The following is a 22,480-nucleotide window of genomic DNA, read 5'->3' on the forward strand; positions in this document are numbered from 1 at the left end:
ATAATGTCCAAGCACTCTCCCCGCGTTCTCATTGTCTCCCACGGCCATCCGAGCTTCTCTCTCGGAGGAGCTGAGATTGCTTCCTATAATCTCCACAAAGGTCTCAACCGGATAGGCGATGTCGAATCCCGCTTCCTCGCTCGCGTCGGCCACCCGGTCGCCCGTCATAGTGGAACGGCCCTGATGAGCCTTCGACAGACGGAGGGCGAATTCCTTTACCACGCTGACGAATACGACCACTTTCTCATTTCCAACCGCAATACGGAGGAAATCGAGCGTGATTTCCTCCGTGTCCTGAGAGGCCTGAAGCCCGACGTCGTTCACTTTCATCACTTTATCGGCCTTGGTCTCGAGATGATCTATGCCGTTCGCCGGGCCCTCCCGGATAGCGTGATCGTGATCACCTTCCATGAGTTCCTCTCGATATGCAGCCATCATGGGCAGATGGTAAAGACCGGCGGCACCAAGCTCTGTCACAGAGCATCGCCCTCAGATTGCAATGCCTGCTTTCCGGAAATTTCTCCGGCGCGCTTCCTGCGCCGCGAGCATTTTATACGCGGGCTGCTGGACGTTGCCGATTATTTCGTGTCACCCAGTCAGTTCCTCGTCGAGCGCTATGTCGATTGGGGTCTGGATCGCTCACGCTTCATCGTCATCGAAAATGGCCTCGACATTGCCGAACCGGCACCGCAACGAAGCCTTCCTCAACCGGGAGGAAGGCGCTCCCGATTCGGCTACTTCGGACAGATTACGCAATTCAAAGGTGTCGATATCCTTCTCGACGCAGTTACCTGCATCCCCGAGGCCGTCTGGGGAGATGATGCTCAGTTGATGATCTTCGGCGGCAATCTCGATCGGCAGCCGGAGCCATTCCAAGAGAAAATCAGGAAGCTGGTGGAACGTGCAGGGTCACGGGTCCGCTTCTACGGCGCTTATCAGAACACCGAGATGCCGCGCCTGATGCGCTCGATCGACTGGACGATCATTCCTTCCATCTGGTGGGAGAACTCACCGATCGTGATCCAAGAATCTTTCTTTCACGGTCGCCCCATGATCTGCAGCAATATCGGTGGGATGGCTGAAAAGATAACCGATGGTGTCAACGGATTGCACTTCCGGGTCGGCTCATCTCAGGATCTCGTCGATCGCATGACCGAAGCGCTGACTACGCCGCAGCTTTGGGAGAACCTGCGTGCAGGCATCCAACAGCCAATCAGCTACGAAGAATGCGCCCGGCAGCATCTCGACCTCTATCAGGAACTTGCCACGAAAAAGGCGACGTCCGCCTCGGCTGTCGCACTGACGGCCTAATGGAATCGCCGCGAACAAACTTGGAGATACTTCAGTGAAACGTATCCTCGTCATCAGCCCCTCAGGCGAAGTCTATAACCACGACAATGTCCGTTGGTACAGGCACAAGGAAATCCAGCGCAGCATCGATCATTATCACAACATCGGCGACGCGTTCGTTTTCGACTCTTCGCTGAAGCTTCTGAATTACGACAAGCTCGACGCATTGGAGATTGCCAATCCTGATCTCACCCAAATCGACCGGATCAATGCCGAATATGATTACGTATTTCTGCGTGGGTCCAACTATGTTCACAGAGACATGGTATGGAACCAAGCGATCGACGTCCTTAGGAAACTCAAGATTCCCGTTATTGCCTGGGGCATCGGCGCTCAGGCGCCTGTCAAAGGAAAGATCGAGCTATCGGAAGAGACCAAGACCGTCCTTCGCATGATGGCCGATTCCACCACATCCATTGGCGTACGTGGAGCCTATTCGGCGCAGGTCCTCTGGGATCTTGGAATCAAGAACATCCGCATCGTCGGTTGCCCAACCGCGTTCCGCCGGAACAAGCCGGATCTCAACATTCAATTGCCGCCTCTCGAGAGCATCCGGACCGCGGGCGTTACCGTTCGCCGTGAGGTGTCATCCACCTATGCCCGTGACATCAAGCAGTACCTGACGTTCCATCGAGATCTAGTGAAGAACCTGGCGACGCGATTTGACGTGGTGTTGATGGCACAGGGGGAAATCGAGGAAAAGAAAATCGTCCTCGGGACGGCGGAGCAAAGGGAGGAAGCTTTCGCAGCCTTGCGTGCCGACAAGCAGGTCAACGAATGGTATCTCGACGATATCATGGAGAAGCTGCACAGAGAAAGGTTGTTCTACTCGGATGTGGTCGCTGACTATGAGGATCTCGTGCAACAGAAGGATCTTGTTCTTGGATACCGACTCCACGGCAACCTGATGGCGCTCGCAAATGGCGTGCCGTCGATCTACTTCACCTATGACAGCCGGACGACCGAATTCGCCGAGACGTACCAGATTCCAAGCTTTGATGTGTTCTCAGGTAAGGAGTTCAGGCTCGAGGAGTATTGGGACCAGTCGCTCTTCGACAGGTTCAATCGCGCCTATCATCACACATATCGTGAAATGCATCAGTTTCTCGTAGAGAACGGGGCAGACACGAAAATGCTCCCCGTGATGAGACAGCCGGAACTCCGGCAACTGCAGGCGGCTTAGTTGTCTAATCAGGGATATCCATCAAGCTGCGGCATCCCTTTCGCTTTCCCGAAGTCACAGCCAAGAGCAAGAGGTCAGTCATGACTGTATTGGTAACGGGTGGTGCCGGCTATATCGGAAGCCATATGGTTTTGGCGTTGGCCGATGCCGGAAAGGATGTCGTCGTCCTCGACGATCTCAGCACCGGCTTTGAGTGGATGGTCCACTCTTCGGCGACCCTCATTGAAGGGGATGCGGGCGACGAAGCTCTCGTTTCAGATATCATACAGAAGCATGGCATCAAGGCTATTGCCCATTTCGCCGGGTCGATCGTGGTTCCGGAATCCGTCACGGATCCATTAGGCTACTATCTCAACAACACGGTCAAATCGCGATCTCTCATCAGCGCGGCGGTACGGAGCGGTGTCGAGAAGTTCCTCTTTTCTTCGACGGCTGCCGTCTACGGCGACGCCAGACTGAGCCCGATCTCCGAAACGACGCCCCTCAATCCGGTCTCGCCTTATGGTACATCGAAGCTGATGACGGAGATGATGCTGCGGGATGTCGCTCGTGCTCATCCCTTGCGCTTTGTAGCCCTTCGGTACTTCAACGTTGCCGGCGCCGATCCCTATGGCCGAAGCGGGCAAAGCACCCGGCAGGCGACGCATCTCATCAAGGTCGCGACCCAAGCAGCTCTCGGCGAGAGATCTCGGCTTGAGATCTTTGGGAACGATTATCCGACTCCCGACGGCACATGCCTGCGTGACTATATCCACGTCTCGGACTTGGCTCATGCTCATACGCTCGCTCTCGACTATCTCGACGCAGGCGAGGACAGCATCGTTCTCAACTGCGGTTATGGCCGTGGATACTCTGTCCTCGAAGTCGTCGAGGCTGTCAGGCGGGTATCGGGCGTCGACTTTGCCGTGAACCTTTCTGCGCGGCGGCCCGGAGATCCCGCGACGCTGATTGCAAGTGCGGCTCAGATTCACGACGTCTTGAAATGGTCTCCGAAGTTCGATGACCTGGAAGCGATCATCAGCCATGCATTGGCATGGGAGAGCAGCCTGAAGGTTCGCCGAGCGAGAGCAGCTTAATCGGGATCGCAACATTGAGTATCGCGCACTCACACGAGATCGTCCCCTTCAGGACATAAATCCTTTTGGGCGTCGGCACTCCCTATCTCCGAAACCAGCCTTCAGTTGCGCGGGCAACCAGACAGACAATCGATTTCAGGATGGAATCATATGCTAGACGAAATCACTAAAGATAAGACGCTTGATCAGCCCGCTCTAAAGATGGCACAGCCATCTAAGCCTCTGCGGGTTGCAATCCTATGGAAGCACCCATCTCTGGGTCTTTATTCGAACTCGGCTTTTGAAGACCTCTACAATGGCATCGGTCACAACAATGGGAATCTAGCCTTTGTTCATGCCATTGCCAGTCACATTTCCAATCCGGTTAAATTCTTCGGTTGGAGCGCGTCGGCGGAAACCCTGAGAGATAATGCCGATATCATCGTCATTCCGTGTGCCAACCAATTGGGACGCCACACGGATTACGGCAACATGGCGGACAACTTGGAAAAATCCGGCTTGCCGATCGTTGCCATTGGGCTTGGAGCTCAGGCCGACAGCTACGATCAGGACATCCAACTCACAGATGGGACGTACCGGTGGGCCCAGGTCATTGCGCGATCTAATCCGTCCTCGTCGACATCCAACATCTATACCCGCGGCGCCTTCACCAGTTCACAGCTCGATAAGCTCGGCATCCACGGCTCCGTTGCCGGAGGCTGTCCTTCGTACTTTACGAACCAGGAGCCTGGTCTAGGCAAGAAAATCCACAAGCAGTGGTCGCAGCTCCCCCTGCCGCGCTCCATCTCAGTCGCGGCAGGTCACCAGGCGTGGGTGAAGACCCGCAACATCGAACATCAGCTGATCGGGCTGATGATGGACCCGATGTATCCGGGTCAATATGTGGTCCAGTCGATGGGCGAGATGATCAGGGTATCTCGAGGCATTTTCGATGACATCGATCCTCATGCTCTCAAGGAGATCCATAACCACACCGTTCCTCATTATTCCTTCGAGGAGTTCAAGGCGTGGTGCCGGAACTATGTCCGCTCCTTCTACGACGTTCCGGCCTGGATGGACACATTGCGCCGGCATGACTTCACGATTGGATCCCGTTACCACGGGGTGGCCTTGGCTCTTCAGGCCGAGCGCATGGGCTTGACTGTCACAATCGATTCACGAACCCGCGAGCTCTGCGAGAATACGGGAGTTCCGTCCGTCGCCGCATCCGACCTGACCGCGCCGCTCACCCGTTCCAGCTTGAAGAAGATGATCAATTTCGATCCCGATGCATATGACAGGCATCGGAGTGAAGCGGCCTCGAGGTATCTCGACTTTCTAACGGCCAATAGAATCCAACCGGCTTCCTTCATACATCGGATTGCCGCCGGCAAGTGAAATGATGGAGCGTCAAGTCACGGTAGATCCTGTCCCTGTTGTCGACATCATGAGAAACGTCTCCCAAGGCCGCCGGACCGCGCAGAAGGGAGGCGCTGCATCGTGACCTACTTCAGGGATCTCACGAATAAGATCGGACGTTGGAACGCCTTCGCAGGGTCGCTGGTTCTGATGCTTATGATGAGTACGGCAGCGACCTCGGGTGGATCCCTTCACTTTTCAATCTCTTCCGAGGCTGAAGAGGTCTACAGCTATGAGCGTCAGCGATGCGACTGGCGCTCAATCCCCGACTCACCTGCCAGGGCCTATCGCCGCCGTGACGGTTCTGTGGCTCTAATTGCGGCTCACTTCCGGAACAGGGTCCTCGAAGGACCCAACTTTGCCGAGCTTCGCCCCGATTGCTCGATCGTCTCGCAAGGCGAGGAATCTGCCGATCCCTCTGCCTATGATGATCGCTTCTGGGTTCAGAGCCTCATCCCTCTCGGCGACGATCGTATTCTCGGATTGGCGAGCCAGGAGTTCTCCGGACTCCGCCACGACGGGCTTTGCGCCAAGGGACCCGGCAAGCCTGAGTGCTGGTATCTTTCGATTGTCGGATTGGAGGCGAACGAGCGGGATCTCTCATTCAAGCTGTTACCCCGCAACCAACGCCTCATTGCTGGATCGAACAAACCCTTCGACACGGGCGTCAACGCCGCAGGCTTTCTCACGCTCTCGAATACTGTTTTCGATGGAGACTATGCCTATTTCATCGCCTGGACGGAGGATGCCGCAGAACCGGGCGGGCGTGGGAACTGCCTGTTCCGTGCTCCCCGATCCGATCTCGTGACAGGCTGGCGGATGATGAGCGCAGGGCGCTTCGTTTCACCGCCGAACCCTTATCCGTCGAGCGGGGAAGAGCCCGCTCAGGCAAAATGCGATCGTCTCGGCAACGGCGATATAACCGGCAAGGTACGATCTCTCATCTGGCTGGACGCCAAGAACCTCTGGATGGTTGTCTGGTCCACGCGGACGAACGATACGGGCGGTGTCTTTTATGCGACCTCGCCGGATTTGAGGAACTGGTCGTCAGCAGCCCTGCTCGCCCCGTTCGATCCGCCGTGGGGAACCACCGAGAGAAAGACCTACTACGACTATCCCTCGATCATCGATCACGACAGCTCGTCTCCTGTCTTTCAAACAGCCGGAAACACGTTCTATCTGTATCTGACGCGCTTCAACTGGCGGACAAAGCGACCTACCATGAACAGGGACCTGGTGCGCTTCAAGGTGGTCTTGGACCGCTAGAACCCTGAAGCCGTTGGAATGATGCACGCGCCATTGACTGCCGAATGATCAGACAACAACCTGTCGTGGGAAGCCTCGTTACCGGTTTGAACTGCGCCCTTCCGCAACGACGAAGTTGAACAGTTCGTCCCTGGGATCGACACCAAGTCCCACCCCCGTCGGCACAGTGTATTGGCCCTGCGCACAACTCATATCGCCGTCTGTAAAGGCGAGATTGCGATCGAAAACGGAGTGCTGGTACTCGTGATAGGGGATCCGCTGAAGAGCCGAAGAGGTCACTAGGCTTGCCGCCATGAAGATACCGACGCTGATGGATGCGTGCGGGATGGTATTGATGTGGAAGGTCTGCGCCATCCGGCCGATCTGGATGAACTCGGAGATACCGGTATGACCGATCTCAGGCTGGATCACACCCATGCAGCGAGCTTCCAGCCTCGGGCGATATTCATAGACGGTTCGCCACTCTTCCCCGAGCGCCAGGGGCACGCCGATGCTCCGCGCGACCCGAGCCTGTCCTTCCAGGTCTTCCGGCTGGCACGGCGCTTCGGCGAAATAGAGGTTCGAAGCCTCAAGGCGTCGGATGAGGCGCACGGCTTCGGACGCTTCGAACTTCCAGTGCAGGTCGACCATCAGGTCGATGTCGGGTCCGACCGCTTCACGCAGGGCGAGCATCTCCTGCACGATGCCCTCGTCGGACACGACCGCCGCAAACTTGATGCCGCGATAGCCCTTTGCCACCCATTCGACGGCGAGATCGCAACGCTCCTGCAATGTGGCGCGCGGCAGTCCCGACACATAGGCTGGGATCGTGGAATGCCGCCGCCCGCCAAGCAGGGTGGAGACGGAAACGCCGAGGTTCTTGCCGGCCAGATCCCAGAGCGCAATGTCGACGCCCGCCAGGGCATCCACGTAATATCCGCCGAAGAACCCGCGCACCCGCATGAGATCGTAGAGATCCTCGTGGATCACGACGGCGTCTCCGGGATCGCGCCCGATGATCACGGGGCCTAAGACATCGTCGATGATGGCCTTCGTCGCTTCGGGTGCCACGATGCCGTAGCACTCGCCCCAACCAACGCGCCCACTCTCGCCGGTCACCTTGATGAGCAAGGTCATGTCCGTGGAGGGATAGATCGTGCGATTGCCCTTGCGCACGAGGTAACCGCGCTCGTTGATATGCTCCCCCTCTTTCAGCGGGCCGAGATAGGGCACCTCGCGCGGAATCGAGATGATGAAGGTTTCAACCTTGACGATGGCGTCGACCGAGTTGCTCATGATCGATCAGACCGGCCGGTGATGCTTGTAGGGAAGCACGGCCTCCTGAAGGAGAAGCGTCAGCTCGGCACGGTCTCCGTCGTCAAACTTGGGCCCCTTGCCGCGGACGAACGTGTTCCGGATCACGCCGCGTCGACGCAGGACTTCCTTGGTCATGTGCATCCGGAAGATCGCCTGGAAATTCAGAAGAGGCAGAGACGCGGAATAGAGTTTCCGCGCCGTCGCGATGTCTCCCTCACGCCAGGATTTCATCATCATGGCGTGAATGTCGGCCAGTTCGCAGGCCGGCATGGTGCCGGCGGCGCCTCTGGCCATCTCGTCCATCACATAGCGCCCCCCAGCGCCGCCAAAGATCGCATCCACTGAAGCGTTCGCTGCATTCCGGATGCGCGTGAGGTGCTGCCCGCAAGGCGGCGTTTCCTCCTTGACGTAGCGGATCATGTCGACGGCGGAGGCGACCGCCGCCACCTCCTCCGGTGTCAATCCGGCACCAATGGGCTTGGGCTGGTTCTGCAGCATGATCGGCACACCGGCATCGGCGGCCACCTGTTGGAAATACTCGATCTGAGCTTCGATCGAGTTGCCGAGATGTCCGGGCGCCATCACCATTGCCGCGGCAGCGCCGATTTCGGCACCATGGGCGACGTGACGAGCGGCGACAGCGGGATCGGGATCGCTCGCGCCTATAATGATGGGAACGCGATTGTCGATCTCGCGAGCCAGAAGATCGACCTGACGCCGTCGCTCCTCCTCGCTGAGGGTATCCACCTCGCTGGCAACACCAGGATAGACGACACCGTCGACGGAGCTCTCCAGTGCGAACCGGATGATCGCCCTGAAGTCAGTCTCGTCGATGGCTCCATTAGAGCGGAAGGGGGTCGGAAGTACCGGAAATGCACCGGAAAGCGGTGTCGTCATTTGACAGCTCCTGCCGTAACGCCTTGGATGAAATATCGCTGGAGGAAGAGGAATGCGGTCACGATGGGTGCCGATGCCAGGAGGGACGCCGCCATGGCTCCGCCCCAATCCGAGTTGACCTCGTTCAGATAGGTGAGGAGCAGGCCGGGGCCGATGGTGCGCTTGTCGTCGGACACGATGAGAGTCATCGAATAAAGAAGGTCGTTCCACGACCACATGAAAGAGTAGAGGAACACCGTGACGATCGGCGGGATCGAGATCGGAATGACGATCGTATGGAAGATGCGCAGATCGCTTGCTCCATCCGCGCGCGCCGCCTCGATCAGTTCGTCAGGAACCTGCGAGAAGTAGCTGTAGAGCATATAGGTCGAGACCGGCAGGGCGAACACGATGTAGCTCAGGATCAGCCCCGTGCGGGTGTCCAGTAGGCCGATCTCGCTCATGAGCGGATAGATGCTGATCAGAAGTAGCCCGAACGGGAACATCTGCGCGGAGAGCATGAAGAGCATCACTGGCTGACGGCCTGCGAAGCGGTATTTTGCGAAGCTGTAGCCGGCATAGAGCGCCAGGAGAGTGTTGAGGGCAGCGCTCGCCCCAGAGGCAACCAGGCTGTTGAACAGATACATCGGCAACTTGCCCGTCGTCAGCGCGGTCACGAAATGCGTCAGCGTCGGCGCAAGCGGGAACGGTGTCGGAACGATGCTGTAGAGCTCGGCATTCGACTTCACCGACGAGATCGCCAGCCAATAGAGCGGGAAGAACAGGAAGAGGCCTATCAGCCCTAGGAGCAGGCCGAAGACCACCTTGGAGACGGTGCTGGACAGATCAAACATGTCAGGCGCCTTTCACCAGCATGCGCAGGTACAGGAAGGCGGGCGGCAGCAGGGTCGCCACCCAGAGCACGCCGATGGCGGAAGCAAAACCGACATCCCATTGCTCGAAGGCGCGACGGTAGACCTCCACTGAGAGAACCGCGGTTGCGCGAACCGGACCACCCCGGTCAAGGCATAGATCGTATCGAATTGCTGCAGATTGCCGATGACACCGAGCACCACCACGACGATCAGAACCGGGCGGAGGTGGGGGAGAACATGGTCGCGCAGGATCGCCCAGTTATTGGCGCCGTCGACCCTAGCCGCATCGACCTGCTCACGGTCCATGTTCTGCAGCCCGGCCAGGAAGAACGCCATGAAGAGCGGGATCGACAGCCAGATCTTGGTGATGATCACCGCGATCATGGCCCCGGTGGATGTGGAAAGCCAGGCCTGCGGCATATCGATAACGCCGAGTTCCAGCAGGAACGCATTCAGCACACCGTAGCGGCTGTTGAAGATCCAGCCCCAGACGAAGGCGCTCACGGTGCTCGGCAGGACCCAGGGGAGAAGCGACATGGAGCGCAGCAATCCACGGCCACGAAACGGCTGATTCAGGATCAACGCCCAGCCGAGTCCCAGAATGAGGGTCCCTGTGGTCGTGAAGAACACATAGATGGCCGTGGTGACGAAAGCCTGCCAGACGTCCGGCGTTGCGGCGATCTTGGCGAAATTTCCCAGGCCATAGAACCGCGGCGCTGCCGTCTCGAGCGTGTACTCGAACAGGGACAGCGCCAGTGCCTGGAGGAATGGGTAGAGGATGACGAGGCCGAAGGCGATGGCCGCCGGAAGCAGGAGCAGCATGCCGATCCGGCGCTGGCCGGCCTTGAGCCCGCCGCGGACGGCATGCGGGGATACCTGGGCCGGTGCAGGAGCTGATGTGATCTCGGCGGCAACACTCATGGATTCATCACATGCGAGGAAATGAAGGAGAGTTCGGCTGGCCGCACCGGGATGTGCAGCCAGCCGGGAGGATCAGTTCTGCTTGTTGACGTTCGCCATGGACGTCTCGAGGCGCTTGTGCATCGCCTGGATTGCGTCGTCGACGCTCTTCTGACCGAGCAGCGCACCCTGTGCCTCTTCGCCGATGATCTGCGTCAGTTCGGCGGCATTCGGCCAGATTCCAACCTCGTTGCGGCGCGGGTTGCCCGCCGCCTTGGCCCAGGCCGTCAGGAACGCGTCTCCCGTCACCTTCGGATTGGCCCGCGCGGACTTCGTCACCGGCAGAGCGCTCTGCTCGAGCGGAAACTTGGATTGCGCGTCATCCGAGGTCAGATAGGTGATGAATTGGCTGGCCGGCGCGTCCGCTTTCGCCTTGCCATCGGCCGAAAATTGAACCAGCAGATGCCCCCACTGAATGGAAGCGGGTTCCTTTCCGGCAACGGCCACGGGCGTTGCCAGCGGCAGAACATTGGCGTCGAAAGCCGGACCCTGGCCGGAGAAGCTGCGCAGGTGCGTCCTTGCCTGAGGGGCATCGAAGAAGAAGGCCGAAGCGCCCTGGGCCACCAAGCGGCGGGCATCCGGCCGATCGATCTCGGGAGCGGCAAGGCGATCCTTCATCAGGCTGACCATGAAGCCGAGCGCCTGCTTGCCGGCATCGCCGTTGCCGATCTTGACCTTGCCCTGCTCGTCGATGATCTCGCCGCCGAAGGTCCAGGTCCAGATCATGAAGTCGAGAAGGATCGAACCGTTGTTCTTGGTCGCCATGGTGTAAGGCACCGAGTTCGGGACCTTGTCACGAACGGCGACCAGGGCGTTCCGGAACTCCTCGATCGTCGTCGGCGTCTTCGTGACGCCGGCCTTCTCCAGCACCGCCTTGTTGGCGATGAGGCCGATGGAACCGGAGATAAGCGGCAGAGCATATTGCTTGGATCCGATCTGCCCCATGGCAAGAGCATCCGGAGCGAATATCGCAGCCAGCTTGTCCTTGCCATAGACCTCGTTCAGGTCGACGAGACCGGCGACGTTGGCGAAGCTCGGAAGCCAGCGTTCCGAGAGCTGTGCGACGCTCGGCAGAGTCTTGGAGCGAGACCGCAGGAAAATGTTTTTCTGCATATCGCCCCAGGCATAGCCCAGCGGTTCAACCGTGAGCTTGGTCTGCGCTTCGAATCCCTTGAGCAATGCTTCCACGGAGGGCTTGGCGGCTTCCTCCGCATAACTGAAGCTCATGAAGCTGATGTCGGCTGCGTTCGCGGCTTGGCCCGAGAAGCCAAGCCCCGCTGCAAGCATCGCAACCGAAGCGATCGACTTGATCTTTTTCATCGTTCTTCCTCCCGATATGGAGCAAAGACCCCATATTCCCGCGCACATATTTTCCCTTAAGGGCGATTGTGCGCTAGACCGCCCCTGCGTCGACGATGAATGTCTGCGCGGTCACGAGACGCGAGTCGTCGGCAGCAAGCCAGAGCGCCATCCGGGCGATGTCCGGTGGCAGGAGATGTTCCTTGAGGCACTGCACCTCGAGATATTCCGCGAACTTGCCGTGATAGATGCGCTTGGCCCGCTCTACCTGGCGCTCGGTCAGAACCCAGCCGGGAGCGATGGAATTGACGCGGATGTTGCGCTCGCCAACCTCGCGCGCGAGCGATTTCGTCATCCCCATGACGGCGGATTTTGCCGTCGTGTAGAAGATCAGCCCGGCAGCTCCGCGCATCCAGGAGATCGATCCCATATTGATGATGGATCCGCCCCCGGCCCGGGCCATATCGCCGATCACCGCCTGCGCGGCAAAGAACTGGTGGCGCAGGTTCGTCTGAAAGCGCTCATCCCAATATTCGGGCGTCACGTCCTCAAGAGGCATCCGGTCGTCGTTGCCGGCATTGTTGACCAGAACCCGGACCGGTCCGATCCGCTCCGAGAGGGAGCTGATTGCAGAACGAAGTGCCCCGATGTCGCGCAGGTCCACCGCCTCGTGGAGCGGCGGATTGCCGGTCGCCGCTCCAATGCGCCGGGCTGTTTCATCCGCAGTGTCCGGGTTCAGTTCGATGAACCCGACACGGGCGCCTTGCACGCAGAAATGCTCGACCAGGGATGCGCCGATGCCGGACCCGCCTCCCGTGATCAGAACCCCCTTCCCTTTCAGGCTCGGATAGACGGCGCCCTCAACCATCACACGCGGGATGAGTTCAGGATGAATGCTCATGCTGCGTTCCTCGCCATCGGCTTCGCGGAAACCAGCGTCCGTCCGTCCGCCGAGAACACGTGGACTGCATCCGGATTGACCGAGACACCCACATGCTCGCCCTGACGGATCGACCGCTCTCCGTCGAGACGCACGACGATCATCTCTTCCGTGCCTTCAAGCCCCACATACGCATAGGTGTCGCTGCCGAGATGCTCGGTCATGACGATCGTGCCGCTCAGGGCATTGCTGCTCCCGGGCGCGCAAAATTCGAGATGCTCGGGGCGTACACCGATCTCGCTGGGGGCCTCGGGCGGCAGCGTATTCAGCGATACGAGCCCGCCGTGCACTCTCGCCCGGCTCCCTTCGAGTCTCTGCTCTTGGACAGACAGGAAGTTCATTCGTGGGCTTCCGATGAAGCCAGCGACGAAGCGATTGACCGGAGCGTTGTAAAGATCGAGCGGGGAGCCGATCTGCTCGACGCGACCGGCATTGAGCACCACGATCTTGTCGGCGAGCGTCATGGCCTCGATCTGATCGTGCGTGACGTAGATCATCGTCGTGCCGAGCCGCTCCTTCATGCGGGCGATCTCGATCTCGCATCTCGACCCTGAGCGCCGCATCCAGATTGGAGAGAGGCTCGTCGAACAGGAAGATCTTCGGGTCGCGCACGATGGCACGGCCAATAGCGACACGCTGGCGTTGACCGCCCGACAGCTGACGCGGCTTGCGGTCCACGTAATCGGAGATCCGCAGCACCTTCGCCGCCGCTTCGACCCGACGACGGATCTCATCGCGCGGCGTGCCTGCCAGCTTCAGGGCATAGCCCATGTTGTCGGCGACGGACATATGCGGGTAGAGCGCGTAGGACTGGAACACCATGGCGAGGCCGCGCTTGGCGGGTGGCACATCGTTCACCACCTGACCGTCGATCATCATCTGACCCGAGGTGATCTCATCGAGTCCGCAGATCAGCCGCAGCAGCGTGGACTTTCCGCATCCCGAAGGGCCGACAAAGGCGGTGAACTCACCATCCTCGACCGTCATGCCGATCCCTTTCAGCACATCGACATTGCCGAACGACTTGCGGATCTGATGGAGCTCTAGTCTTGCCATGTCGATTGCGCACCCTTGCGATATCTGTCATCCGCCGAAGACGTTCTCGGGCAGTCCCTTGATGCCGGTCTCAATCGCAAAGACGCTGCCCGACAGGGGAGCGTCGGCGATCTGCCCGGCGGACAGTCGAATGCGTGCGGAGGTCACGAACAGCGTCTGCATGTCCGCACCGCCGAACACGCAGCTTGTCGGGCGCGGCACGGGCAGGTTGATGACGCGCTCCACATGCCCGTTCGGGTCATAGCGCGTGACGCACCAGCCATCCCAATGCGCACTCCACACGAAGCCCTCGGCATCGATGGTCAGACCGTCCGGCTTTCCTTCGCTCTCCGGCACGGTCACGAAGACGCGCCGGTTCTCGATGGTGCCCGTCTCGCTGTCGAAATCATAGACGTAGATCGTCTGCTTGGCGGTGTCGGTGAAATAGAAGAGGCGGCCGTCGGGGCTCCAACCGAGACCGTTTGAGACATGGAAGCCACGGTCCATCTCGTGAACCTTTCCATCCGGATCGAGTCGCCAGAGCGAACCCTGGCCCGGCGTCGTATCGATGGCGAGCGTGCCGGCCCAGAGACGGCCGCGGCTATCGCATTTCCCGTCATTGAACCGGTTCCCGGGGCGGTTGATTTCCGGCTGGGCAAGCGTCACGCTCTCGTTCTTCACAGGATCGATTGCCCGCACCTCGCTCTGCATGCCGGCGATGAAGCCGCCACCTTGACGCGGGATGAGGAAGCTCGTGAGTTCGGGCATTGCCCAGGAGCGGTAGGATCCCTTGACCGGATCGCCTACGCAGACGGATGGCGCAAGAATATCGACGAAAAAGAGCTGCTGATCGTCGACGGACCAATGCGGCCCCTCGCCCAGGAAGAGGCTGGCAGGGATGGCACAGCGCACATCGTTTCGGTCGGCGCCGAGAGGTCGCGGGTTGATGGTCAGCGACATCGCCACCTCGCCAATATTGCCGGAAATCCGTCGGGCCGCCTCGATGACATCGCGTCCGAGAGCATGGAGACGCTCGGGCGGCAGCCGAAAGGATGGGCCGATCACGCCGATGGCACCAAGGGGCTTGGCCTCGTGGTCGAGAATGGGCGCCGCAACGGAGCTGATGCCGACATTCTGCTCGTCGATGGAAACCGCATAGCCGCGGGCCTTGGTGAGATCGAGCTGGCTGAACAGCTCGTTGAAATCGGCGATGGTGTGAGGCGTCAAGCGCAGCAGCTCCGCCTCACCCAGGAGCCGCCGCCGGGTCTCAAGTGAAAGATGGGCCAGGATCGCCTTGCCCAAGCCACTGGCATAAGGTTTCGCTCGGCTACCAACGCCATTGCTGAGGCGCACCGGCTGCGGCGCTTCTCGCTGATCGATATAGAGGATCTCATCGCCATCGAGAATGCCGAGGCGCACCGTCTCACCCGTAAGGTCCCGCAGACGCTCCAACTCGGGCTCGGCCGCGCCGCGGAGGTCGAAATCGTCCCAGACCCTGTGCGCCCATTGAAACAGCCGCGAGCCCAGACGGTAGGTCTGATCCCTGCTGTCGAGTTTCAGGAGCCGCTCATCGACGAGCGCTTGGAGGATGCGATGCAGCGTGCCCTTAGGCATGCCGGAACCCTCAAGCAGATCCATAAACCGGGGCGGGGCAGCAGCCGATGCGACAAGCTCAAGAAGCTGAACGCCCCGCGTAAGTGCCTGCACGCCGGGAACCGGCCCGGAAGCGCCGACCTCGGCCTCATCATCGGTTTTCAGCTCGGCCTGCATGCGTCTCATCAAAGCTCCGTCGAAAGGATGAGCCGGTTGCCCAATTGACCCTTCGGGACGGCTCCGATTATGTTGGAACTCAGTTCCAAGTCAACCCGCCTTTCGTTGAAGAGGCTTTTGCGATGAAGATCACGGCCATCCACCATACCCTCGTGCGGGTCCCTTTCACGGAGGACATCCTGTGGGGATCGGGCCGGAGGATCGGGACGACACGGCTCATCTGCCGGATCGAGACGGATGCCGGGATTGTCGGGTGGGGCGAGACGATCTCGCTGATCGCGGCCGTGCCAGCGGTCTTTTCGGACATCATCGCCAAGGTGGGGCTGGGCTATCCCGTTGCCGACGTGGAGCGGCTGCACCGGCACGTCCTGGGTGCCGGCTACTACCACCACAAGAGAGCGGCCGTGATGGCAATCGCGGCGCTCGAGATGGCCATGTGGGATGCTTTGGGAAAGCAAGCCAATCTCCCCCTGTCGAGCCTCTGGGGTGGGCGCTGGCGCAAGGATGTGGAAGCTGCAGCCTATCTGTTCACCAAAGATACCAAGCAGCTGAAGGAGCGGATCGGAAGATTCCTCGATGCCGGATATGAGACTTTCAAGGTCAAGATCGGCTTCGACGAAGCGAGCGACATCCTGCTGGCAGAAGCCTCCCGCAAGGCCCTCGGCGCACGGGCCCTGCGGCTCGACGTGAACGGCGCCTGGACGCTAGGCACCGCCAAACGGCAACTGGAAAAGCTGCGCGGTATCGATCCGGCCTATGTGGAACAACCCCTGGAACTCGACGATCTGGCGGGCCACGCGCTCCTGCGCCAATCCACGTCGGTCCCGATCGCTCTCGACGAGAGTGCTTACACCTTGTCCGACATCGGCAACATCGTGCGCGCCTATGCGGCGGATGTGGTGCTGCTCGATCCGCACGAGGAAGGCGGATTGTGGCAGACGATCAAGGCCGCCGCCATCTGTGAGGCCGTCGGAATCCCTGTGACCCTGCATTCTGGCGCCGAACTGGCCCTGTCCCAGGCGGCCTATATCCACCTCGCGGCGTCGATCCCCAACATGAGCCTCGCCATCGATACGGAACGGGCCTATCTCGGTGGGGACATCTCCCCCACTCCCCCTGCCATGTTGTCCGGACGTTTTCAGGTTCCAGATGCGTCCGGGCTTGGCGTCGAGGTCGATGAGGATGCCGTGCGACGCTACGCAGTCGACAACATCGTCGGTGCCTATCTCGATAGCGAGCGGCAAGACTGGTTTCCCGTCAAGCCTGCCTACTAAAGGGAGTTTCGCGTGTTCCTTGCCATCGAATGGACCTCGGCAGCCTTCCACGCCTTCCTGTTCGCCGCCGACGGAACCCTTCTGGGACAGCGACAGGAAGCCAGAGGCGTCAATCATATCACCGACGGCGCCTTCGAAACCGCGTTGCGCGAGATCGTCGGGGATTGGGGGGCAGAGGCAGGCTGCATCTATCTGTCCGGCATGATCACCAGCCGCAACGGATGGGTTGAGACACCTTACGCGCAAGCGCCCGCCTCGCTGACCGACATCGCTGCACGAACGGTCGTCAGACATATCGATGGCCTGGCGCCTCTCGTCTTTCTTCCAGGCATCTCAGTGCATGATCCTCTCCCCGACATGATGCGAGGAGAAGAGCTCAAGGTCTTTGGAGCGATGGGCCGAAACGGCGGTCTTGTCGCGCTACCTGGAGCCCACACCAAATGGGTGGCGGTCAAGGACGGTCGAATCGAACAATTTGCCACGTATATGTCGGGTGAGATCACCGCGCTGCTCAAGTCGACCTCGCTCGTCGGCAAGTTGATTCCTGCACAATCGGCTGACAACCCGGAAGCCTTTCTGCGCGGTGTCAGGCTTGCCCGGGATCGCCGCATCGGAGGCGAAATCCTGCGCCGCATCTTCTCGGCGCGCAGCTTGGTTCTGTTCGAGGAACTCTCTCCTGCCGATATCAGCGATTATCTGTCAGGCCTGATGATCGGCGCCGAGATCAACGAAGTGATCGGGGAATACAACTTGCCTGACAAGCACGTCACGTTGATCGGCGCACCCGCATTGTGCCAGCGCTATAGCCTGGCGCTTCTCGAGGCAGGATTGACATCGACCGTGGCCGACAATGCCGGTCGCGCGGGCTTTCGAGCCCTTTGCCTAGTTCATTCCTGAGCCACGCGACCATCAGAATCGATTTCGGGAAGATCGGCCATGGTTGGAGCTGAAGCCTGTCACTCAGCCGCAACGGATCTTGCCATCTTTCCTGCCGTTCTCCGCGAACGAAACGAGGCTTTGTGGCGGTCGTCGCGCGAGAAGATCTTGTGATGGAGCTTGTCCACATGGCGCACGGATTGCAGGGCTTCGAGCATCGGCTCGCAGATCAGTCGCTCGCCATAGGGCTCCAGATTGCAAACAGGATCCCAAAGGCCCATCGGTGTCCAGATCTTCGGGTCGTGCCACTCCGGCATTCCCAGGATCGGGTAGAGGCACACGCCCCGCAGCGGCACGCCGTCGAGAAGCAGTTCCTCCGATTCCTGCGCCACCTCTCGCAGCCAGCGGCCGCGGCTGTCGCCAATATGGCTGGTTTCGGTGATCATCATCTCGCCGCCATAGCGCTCCCATACCGAGCGGACGAGTGAGCTCAAGGGCCAACGGCGCGGGTCGTCGTCCGCAAGCGGCGGGATCACCCCATCCGCCTGCGGCGTTCCACCCAGCTCCCACTGATTGGTCCAATAGTAGTTGATCCCCACGATGTCCAAGTGGCTCCGACTGCCGCCAAGCTCCGGCAACAGGCGACCGCAGAGCATGTCCCAGCTCTGGAAGACGAGGCGTTCGTTGAAGTCCCGCGCCTCCTCCTCAAGCTCTGGGCGGTCAACCGGGCGGGCCACGCGGCACAAGGGATCAACATTCACCATGCGCGCGCCAGGACAGGCCGCCCACAGGGCGTCGATGCCTGAAATGGCCGCATGTGTCAGCGCTACCTTGAGGTCCCAGCCACGCCCTGCGACATGGGGCGAGAACAGCCCCTTCTCGCCAGCCGCGTAAGCCATGAACGAGGGTTCGTTTACCGGCGTGAAGGCGCAGATCCCATCCGTGCGCTGGGCGATGTAGCACCCGACGGCATAGCAGTAATCGGCAAATCGTCTTGGGAAATCCTCGCTCCAGAGGTCGAGCCGCTGCGGGTAGCCGTAGTGAAAGAGATCCCAGATAACTTCCACACGGTGACGACGCGCCGCCTCTATGAAGGGCTCGACTGTAGAAAAGTCATAGCGTCCGCGGCCGAGATCCACCAGGGGCCAGCGGATGGTTTCCCGCGCGGCATGAATCTCGAGTTCGGCGAGCTGCCGGTAATCCTCATCGACTGTCCTGTCATGCCCTGTCGCGACCACCTGATCGAACCAATGACCATGCCGGTTGTAGCCCGTGGACCCCTCGAACCCGGCCAGAAAGAAACTTTTGAACATCCCGCTCTCCCCATTGCTCTTCAGAGCCTCGCCGCAGCACGGAACGGGATTTCGGACAGCATGCCGATGCTCTCGGTTCCGCTTCGCACAAGGCGCTGATAGGTATCCACGGCCGAAGTTCGCACCCGGCGCAGCGGATCGGTCTCGTCCGGAACGATGTCCCACAATCCCATCTGGGCAAGATGATCCGTCACGGGACGGCGGCCCTGGCGGTACGCCCAAGTGACAAGTGCGAACATCGGCCACCAGGTATATCCCACCAATGGAATCCCCTCTTCGCGCAACTCCCGAGTGGCCATGACCGATGCATCGAGCCAATCGAGCCGGCGGCGCAGGGAGCCCATTGAGGCCGTCTCCGAGATCATGAGCGGTGCCCGGTAGCGCTCATAGTAGAGCCGCCCGAGACGGGAGATGAGATCGGCGCCGGCATAGGGCATGCGGATTCGGAAGCGCCCGCTAGTGTCCCGCAGCAGCTTCTTCTGCGTGAACATCGGGTAGAGGTTCATGCCAATCACAGGAAGTGCGACGGCGTTGTCGAGGAAGTAGGCGAGATCGGTCTCCCGCGCTCCGTTCTTCAACAGCCACGACCAGAGAGAATGGTGCTCGTCGATCCGCCCCGAGACGAGATCAAGAGCCAGAAAAACGATGTCCTGGCGGCGGCGGGCCTCCTCCTCGAATGCGGGATCGTCGGTATCAAACAGATCGGTAGCATCAACGAAGTACGGCACGATTTCGGGATCGACGCGCTCCAATGCCTTGACGGTTTCCACCATGCCTTTTGCGATGGCCAGCATCAGCGCGACGAAGCCGGGCCAGCTGCGCCGGAACGGCGGCCACCAGCCGAGGCGTCCGCAGTACCAGCCGGTGATGCGGGGCTCGTTGAGCGGGGTATACCAGGTGATCCGCCCCCGAAAGCGCTCGGCGAGACGCCCGGCATACTCGGCGACGAGCTTCGGGTAATCAGGATGTAGAAACGCATTCTCGATCCAGGCGGGTAGCCCGTAATGGACGAGATCGACCTGGGGCTCGACCCCAAGATCAAGCAGCCGTTCTAGGGTCTCATCGGGAAAGGTCCAGTCCCAGGTGTTCCGCTCGGGCTGGATCCGGTGCCAGGGCACGCCATAGCGGGCACAGGGCACACCGAGTTCCGCAATGAGGCCAAGATCGTCGTACCAACGGTCATAGTGGCCGGTCAGCTCATACTCGTCCAGGGTGCGCCCGGTGACCGGGTGCGGGGCCGTGATAAAGGTGTCCTCGATGCCGGCGGACCACCAGAATGCGTCTGGTTCCGTCAGGCGCGGGAGGTGGGATCGAGGCGGGAGCGCTTGGGTCATGCCGAGGCCGCCCCTTGAGCGTCAGTGCTGCCACTGCTGCACAGCTGTTGGGCCGCTGGCGAACCTCGGCCGTCATGTGATCCAAGTTAGGAAACCGCTCGCAGGCGCAAAGGTTGCATCGGATTTGGATCTCAAGAACCTCCCCCTGCCCTCCTGCGTTGGTGAAGTGAAGGGAGTGATCCGGCTTCCTTCGAATGGGAGGTGTGGCCATGCCAACAAGTCCCTTCGATCATCAGCGGCAGCCGGGCTCAAATGTTATTTCTTGTGAGCGAGAGAGCCACAGGGCCGACGGCCGGGATGGAATGCTGTCACCATGTCAGACCCGTACACCTCCCGGCTGGAGATGCTCTCGCGAGCAGCCCAGAGAAGAACGCCTGCAGCTCGTTACTTTACCTGCCGATCACCGGTTCCTGCGAGGACGGTACTGAGTGGAAAACACCATGACCGAGCCGACCACCCGAGCCGACCTCCATCCCCGCCCACAGCTGCGCCGGGAGCGCTGGATTGACCTGTGCGGCCGATGGGGCTTCGCCTTCGACGATGCCGATGAAGGTCTTTCTGAACGCTGGTTCGAACGGGCAGAGACGTTCGAACGCGAGATCTTGGTGCCCTTCGCTCCCGAAAGCAAACTGTCCGGTGTGCACGAGACCGGCTTTCATCCCGTGGTCTGGTATCGCCGCGAAGTGCAGGTGGACGAGGCGGATCGTCGCGAACGGCTCGTCCTTCATTTCGGTGCCGTCGACTACAAGGCCACGGTCTGGGTGAACGGCCGCATGGCGGTCGAGCACGTGGGCGGGCAGACGCCGTTTTCAGCCGACATCGCCCCCCTGCTCATTCCTGGGGAGACCCAGGTTGTCGTGGTTCGCGCCGAGGACGAGCCCCGGGATCTGCAGCAGCCGCGCGGCAAGCAGTACTGGGAGGAGAAGCCCGGCTATATCTGGTATCACCGCACGACGGGCATCTGGCAGCCGGTCTGGCTGGAACCGGTTCCAAAGATTGCAATTGCCGAGCTGCGCTGGACGCCCGATGTCGACCGCTTCGGTGCAGAGCTCATTCTCCGGCTCGACCGTAGACCTCCCGCCGGCTGGCGTGTCCGCGTGCGGCTCATCGGCGACAGGCCGGCGCGCACCCTCATCGACGACACGTATCTGCTCTCGGGGCGCGAGCTGCGGCGCGACATCCTTCTCGACATCAACGATGCTGCGATCCGCCGGCGCCGCACGATACTCTGGGCCCCTGAACATCCCAACCTCATCGAGGCCGTGATCGAACTGATCGATGGGAACGGTACCATCGTTGACCGAGTCGAAAGCTATTTCGGCTTGCGCCGGATTGAGGCCCGCGATGGGCGCTTCATCATCAACGGCATTCCCACTTTTCTGCGGCTCGTTCTGGCGCAGAACTACTGGCCGGATTCGCACCTGAGTGCTCCGGACGCGGATGCGCTCAGGCGTGAAGTGGAGCTGGCGCAATCGCTCGGCTTCAACGGGATCCGCATTCACCAGAAAGTGGAAGATCCACGCTTTCTGTACTGGTGCGACCGGCTCGGCATGCTCGTCTGGAGCGAGGCCGCCAATGCCTATGTGTATTCGGACCGCGCAGCGGAGATGCTGACTCGCGAATGGCTCGAAGCCGTGCGCCGTGACTACAATCATCCCGCGATTATCACCTGGGTGCCACTGAATGAAAGCTGGGGCGTTCCGGACCTCGACCGTTCGGCCCAACAGCGCGACTTCGTGCGGGCCCTTTATCACCTCACCCGGGCACTCGATGCCACTCGGCCGGTGATTGGCAATGACGGCTGGCAGCATGCGGTCGGTGACGTCTTCGGTGTGCATGATTATGCGCCGAACGGCGACATGTTGCGGGAGCGGTACGCCGACCGGCAGACCATCGCGCGCACCTTCCGCGAGGTGCGCCCGCACCATCACCCGCTGCTCGGCGAGGATGTCGAGATCGAGGACCAGCCCATTGTGATCAGCGAGTTCGGCGGGCTTGGCTTCGTGCCACAGGCCAGTGAGGACTGGTTCGGCTACGGCCAGTTCGACAACCCCGACGAACTGCTCACGCGTTATGAGGAACTCGTCGACGCGTTGCTTTCCTCCACCGCGCTGGCCGGGTTCTGCTACACCCAGCTCACTGATACGGCACAGGAAACCAACGGGCTCTTCACCGTGAACCGCGAGCCAAAATTCGATCTTGAGCGTCTGCGCGCGATCAACACCCGACCCTCGAAAGCCGTGCCGAGCGAGATCCTGGATGTTCTCATCAAACAGGAGGTGGAACGGCGGCGCCGTGAGCGCGGGCAGGAATAAAAATCTCAGCAGCGGCCGGGGGATTTGAGCGCTCACGATAAGTA

Annotated in this window: 17 protein-coding genes and 1 pseudogene; 8 read left to right on the forward strand and 10 right to left on the reverse strand. The window is 60.4% G+C overall.

Going from position 1 to position 22,480, the window contains the following annotated elements; translation table 11 throughout:
• The first annotated feature begins 3 nt into the window (after positions 1-3).
• The 5 genes from ACD578_RS18385 to ACD578_RS18405 all read left to right on the forward strand — a co-directional run bounded on the left by ACD578_RS18385 (position 4) and on the right by ACD578_RS18405 (position 6,273).
• Entirely contained in the window at positions 4-1,311 is a 1,308-nt protein-coding gene (locus tag ACD578_RS18385; protein WP_404287303.1) for a glycosyltransferase family 4 protein, read from the forward strand.
• A 34-nt stretch (positions 1,312-1,345) separates the two neighbouring features.
• Entirely contained in the window at positions 1,346-2,533 is a 1,188-nt protein-coding gene (locus ACD578_RS18390) for a polysaccharide pyruvyl transferase family protein (protein ID WP_404287305.1), read from the forward strand.
• 80 nt (positions 2,534-2,613) lie between these two features.
• Positions 2,614-3,609 (forward strand): UDP-glucose 4-epimerase GalE, encoded by a 996-nt coding sequence (gene galE, locus ACD578_RS18395; RefSeq protein WP_404287307.1) that lies wholly within the window; start codon positions 2,614-2,616, stop codon positions 3,607-3,609.
• A 105-nt stretch (positions 3,610-3,714) separates the two neighbouring features.
• On the forward strand, positions 3,715-4,986 hold the full coding sequence (locus ACD578_RS18400) for a polysaccharide pyruvyl transferase family protein (RefSeq protein WP_404287309.1): 1,272 nt from the start codon (positions 3,715-3,717) through the stop codon (positions 4,984-4,986).
• Between the two features lie 102 nt (positions 4,987-5,088).
• Positions 5,089-6,273, forward strand: a complete 1,185-nt coding sequence (locus tag ACD578_RS18405) for a hypothetical protein (RefSeq protein ID WP_404287311.1) — start codon at positions 5,089-5,091, stop codon at positions 6,271-6,273.
• A 78-nt stretch (positions 6,274-6,351) separates the two neighbouring features.
• On the opposite strand, the gene ACD578_RS18410 is transcribed toward ACD578_RS18405, so the two are convergent.
• The 8 genes and pseudogenes from ACD578_RS18410 to ACD578_RS18445 all read right to left on the reverse strand — a co-directional run bounded on the left by ACD578_RS18410 (position 6,352) and on the right by ACD578_RS18445 (position 15,333).
• Positions 6,352-7,548, reverse strand: coding sequence for a mandelate racemase/muconate lactonizing enzyme family protein (locus ACD578_RS18410; RefSeq protein ID WP_404287313.1), 1,197 nt, complete (start codon positions 7,546-7,548; stop codon positions 6,352-6,354).
• 6 nt (positions 7,549-7,554) lie between these two features.
• Entirely contained in the window at positions 7,555-8,466 is a 912-nt protein-coding gene (locus ACD578_RS18415; protein ID WP_404287315.1) for a dihydrodipicolinate synthase family protein, read from the reverse strand.
• The gene (locus ACD578_RS18420; protein ID WP_404287317.1) at positions 8,463-9,299 is read right to left on the reverse strand and encodes a carbohydrate ABC transporter permease; all 837 of its coding nucleotides are present in this window, start codon (positions 9,297-9,299) and stop codon (positions 8,463-8,465) included. Before ACD578_RS18420 ends, ACD578_RS18415 begins: the two co-directional genes overlap by 4 nt.
• A 12-nt stretch (positions 9,300-9,311) precedes the next feature.
• On the reverse strand, positions 9,312-10,241 hold the full coding sequence (locus ACD578_RS18425; RefSeq protein WP_404287319.1) for a carbohydrate ABC transporter permease: 930 nt from the start codon (positions 10,239-10,241) through the stop codon (positions 9,312-9,314).
• Between the two features lie 72 nt (positions 10,242-10,313).
• The gene (locus tag ACD578_RS18430) at positions 10,314-11,600 is read right to left on the reverse strand and encodes an ABC transporter substrate-binding protein (RefSeq protein ID WP_404287321.1); all 1,287 of its coding nucleotides are present in this window, start codon (positions 11,598-11,600) and stop codon (positions 10,314-10,316) included.
• Between the two features lie 73 nt (positions 11,601-11,673).
• On the reverse strand, positions 11,674-12,480 hold the full coding sequence (locus ACD578_RS18435; protein ID WP_404287323.1) for an SDR family NAD(P)-dependent oxidoreductase: 807 nt from the start codon (positions 12,478-12,480) through the stop codon (positions 11,674-11,676).
• Positions 12,477-13,575, reverse strand: a pseudogene (locus ACD578_RS18440) (ABC transporter ATP-binding protein). Before ACD578_RS18440 ends, ACD578_RS18435 begins: the two are co-directional and overlap by 4 nt.
• Positions 13,576-13,602: 27 nt before the next feature.
• Positions 13,603-15,333 carry an SMP-30/gluconolactonase/LRE family protein gene (locus ACD578_RS18445; RefSeq protein ID WP_404287325.1) on the reverse strand — a complete coding sequence of 577 codons (1,731 nt, stop codon included), beginning with the start codon at positions 15,331-15,333 and terminating at the stop codon, positions 13,603-13,605.
• A 113-nt stretch (positions 15,334-15,446) separates the two neighbouring features.
• Here ACD578_RS18445 and ACD578_RS18450 point away from each other — a divergent pair, with 113 nt between their 5' ends.
• Positions 15,447-16,598, forward strand: a complete 1,152-nt coding sequence (locus ACD578_RS18450) for a mandelate racemase/muconate lactonizing enzyme family protein (protein ID WP_404287327.1) — start codon at positions 15,447-15,449, stop codon at positions 16,596-16,598.
• A 12-nt stretch (positions 16,599-16,610) separates the two neighbouring features.
• Entirely contained in the window at positions 16,611-17,495 is an 885-nt protein-coding gene (locus ACD578_RS18455) for a 2-dehydro-3-deoxygalactonokinase (protein ID WP_404287329.1), read from the forward strand.
• 59 nt (positions 17,496-17,554) lie between these two features.
• Here ACD578_RS18455 and ACD578_RS18460 read toward each other — a convergent pair whose 3' ends face one another.
• Together ACD578_RS18460 and ACD578_RS18465 are read right to left on the reverse strand one after the other, a co-directional pair.
• Complete coding sequence (locus ACD578_RS18460; RefSeq protein ID WP_404287331.1) at positions 17,555-18,787, reverse strand: glycoside hydrolase; 1,233 nt, start codon at positions 18,785-18,787, stop codon at positions 17,555-17,557.
• A gap of 20 nt (positions 18,788-18,807) precedes the next feature.
• Positions 18,808-20,121 (reverse strand): family 1 glycosylhydrolase, encoded by a 1,314-nt coding sequence (locus ACD578_RS18465; protein ID WP_404287333.1) that lies wholly within the window; start codon positions 20,119-20,121, stop codon positions 18,808-18,810.
• Between the two features lie 440 nt (positions 20,122-20,561).
• Between ACD578_RS18465 and ACD578_RS18470 the strand changes: the two genes are divergently transcribed.
• Positions 20,562-22,436 carry a glycoside hydrolase family 2 protein gene (locus tag ACD578_RS18470; RefSeq protein WP_404287335.1) on the forward strand — a complete coding sequence of 625 codons (1,875 nt, stop codon included), beginning with the start codon at positions 20,562-20,564 and terminating at the stop codon, positions 22,434-22,436.
• Positions 22,437-22,480 lie beyond the last annotated feature (44 nt).

Source organism: Microvirga sp. RSM25, assembly GCF_044784385.1.
GTDB lineage: Bacteria > Pseudomonadota > Alphaproteobacteria > Rhizobiales > Beijerinckiaceae > Microvirga > Microvirga tunisiensis.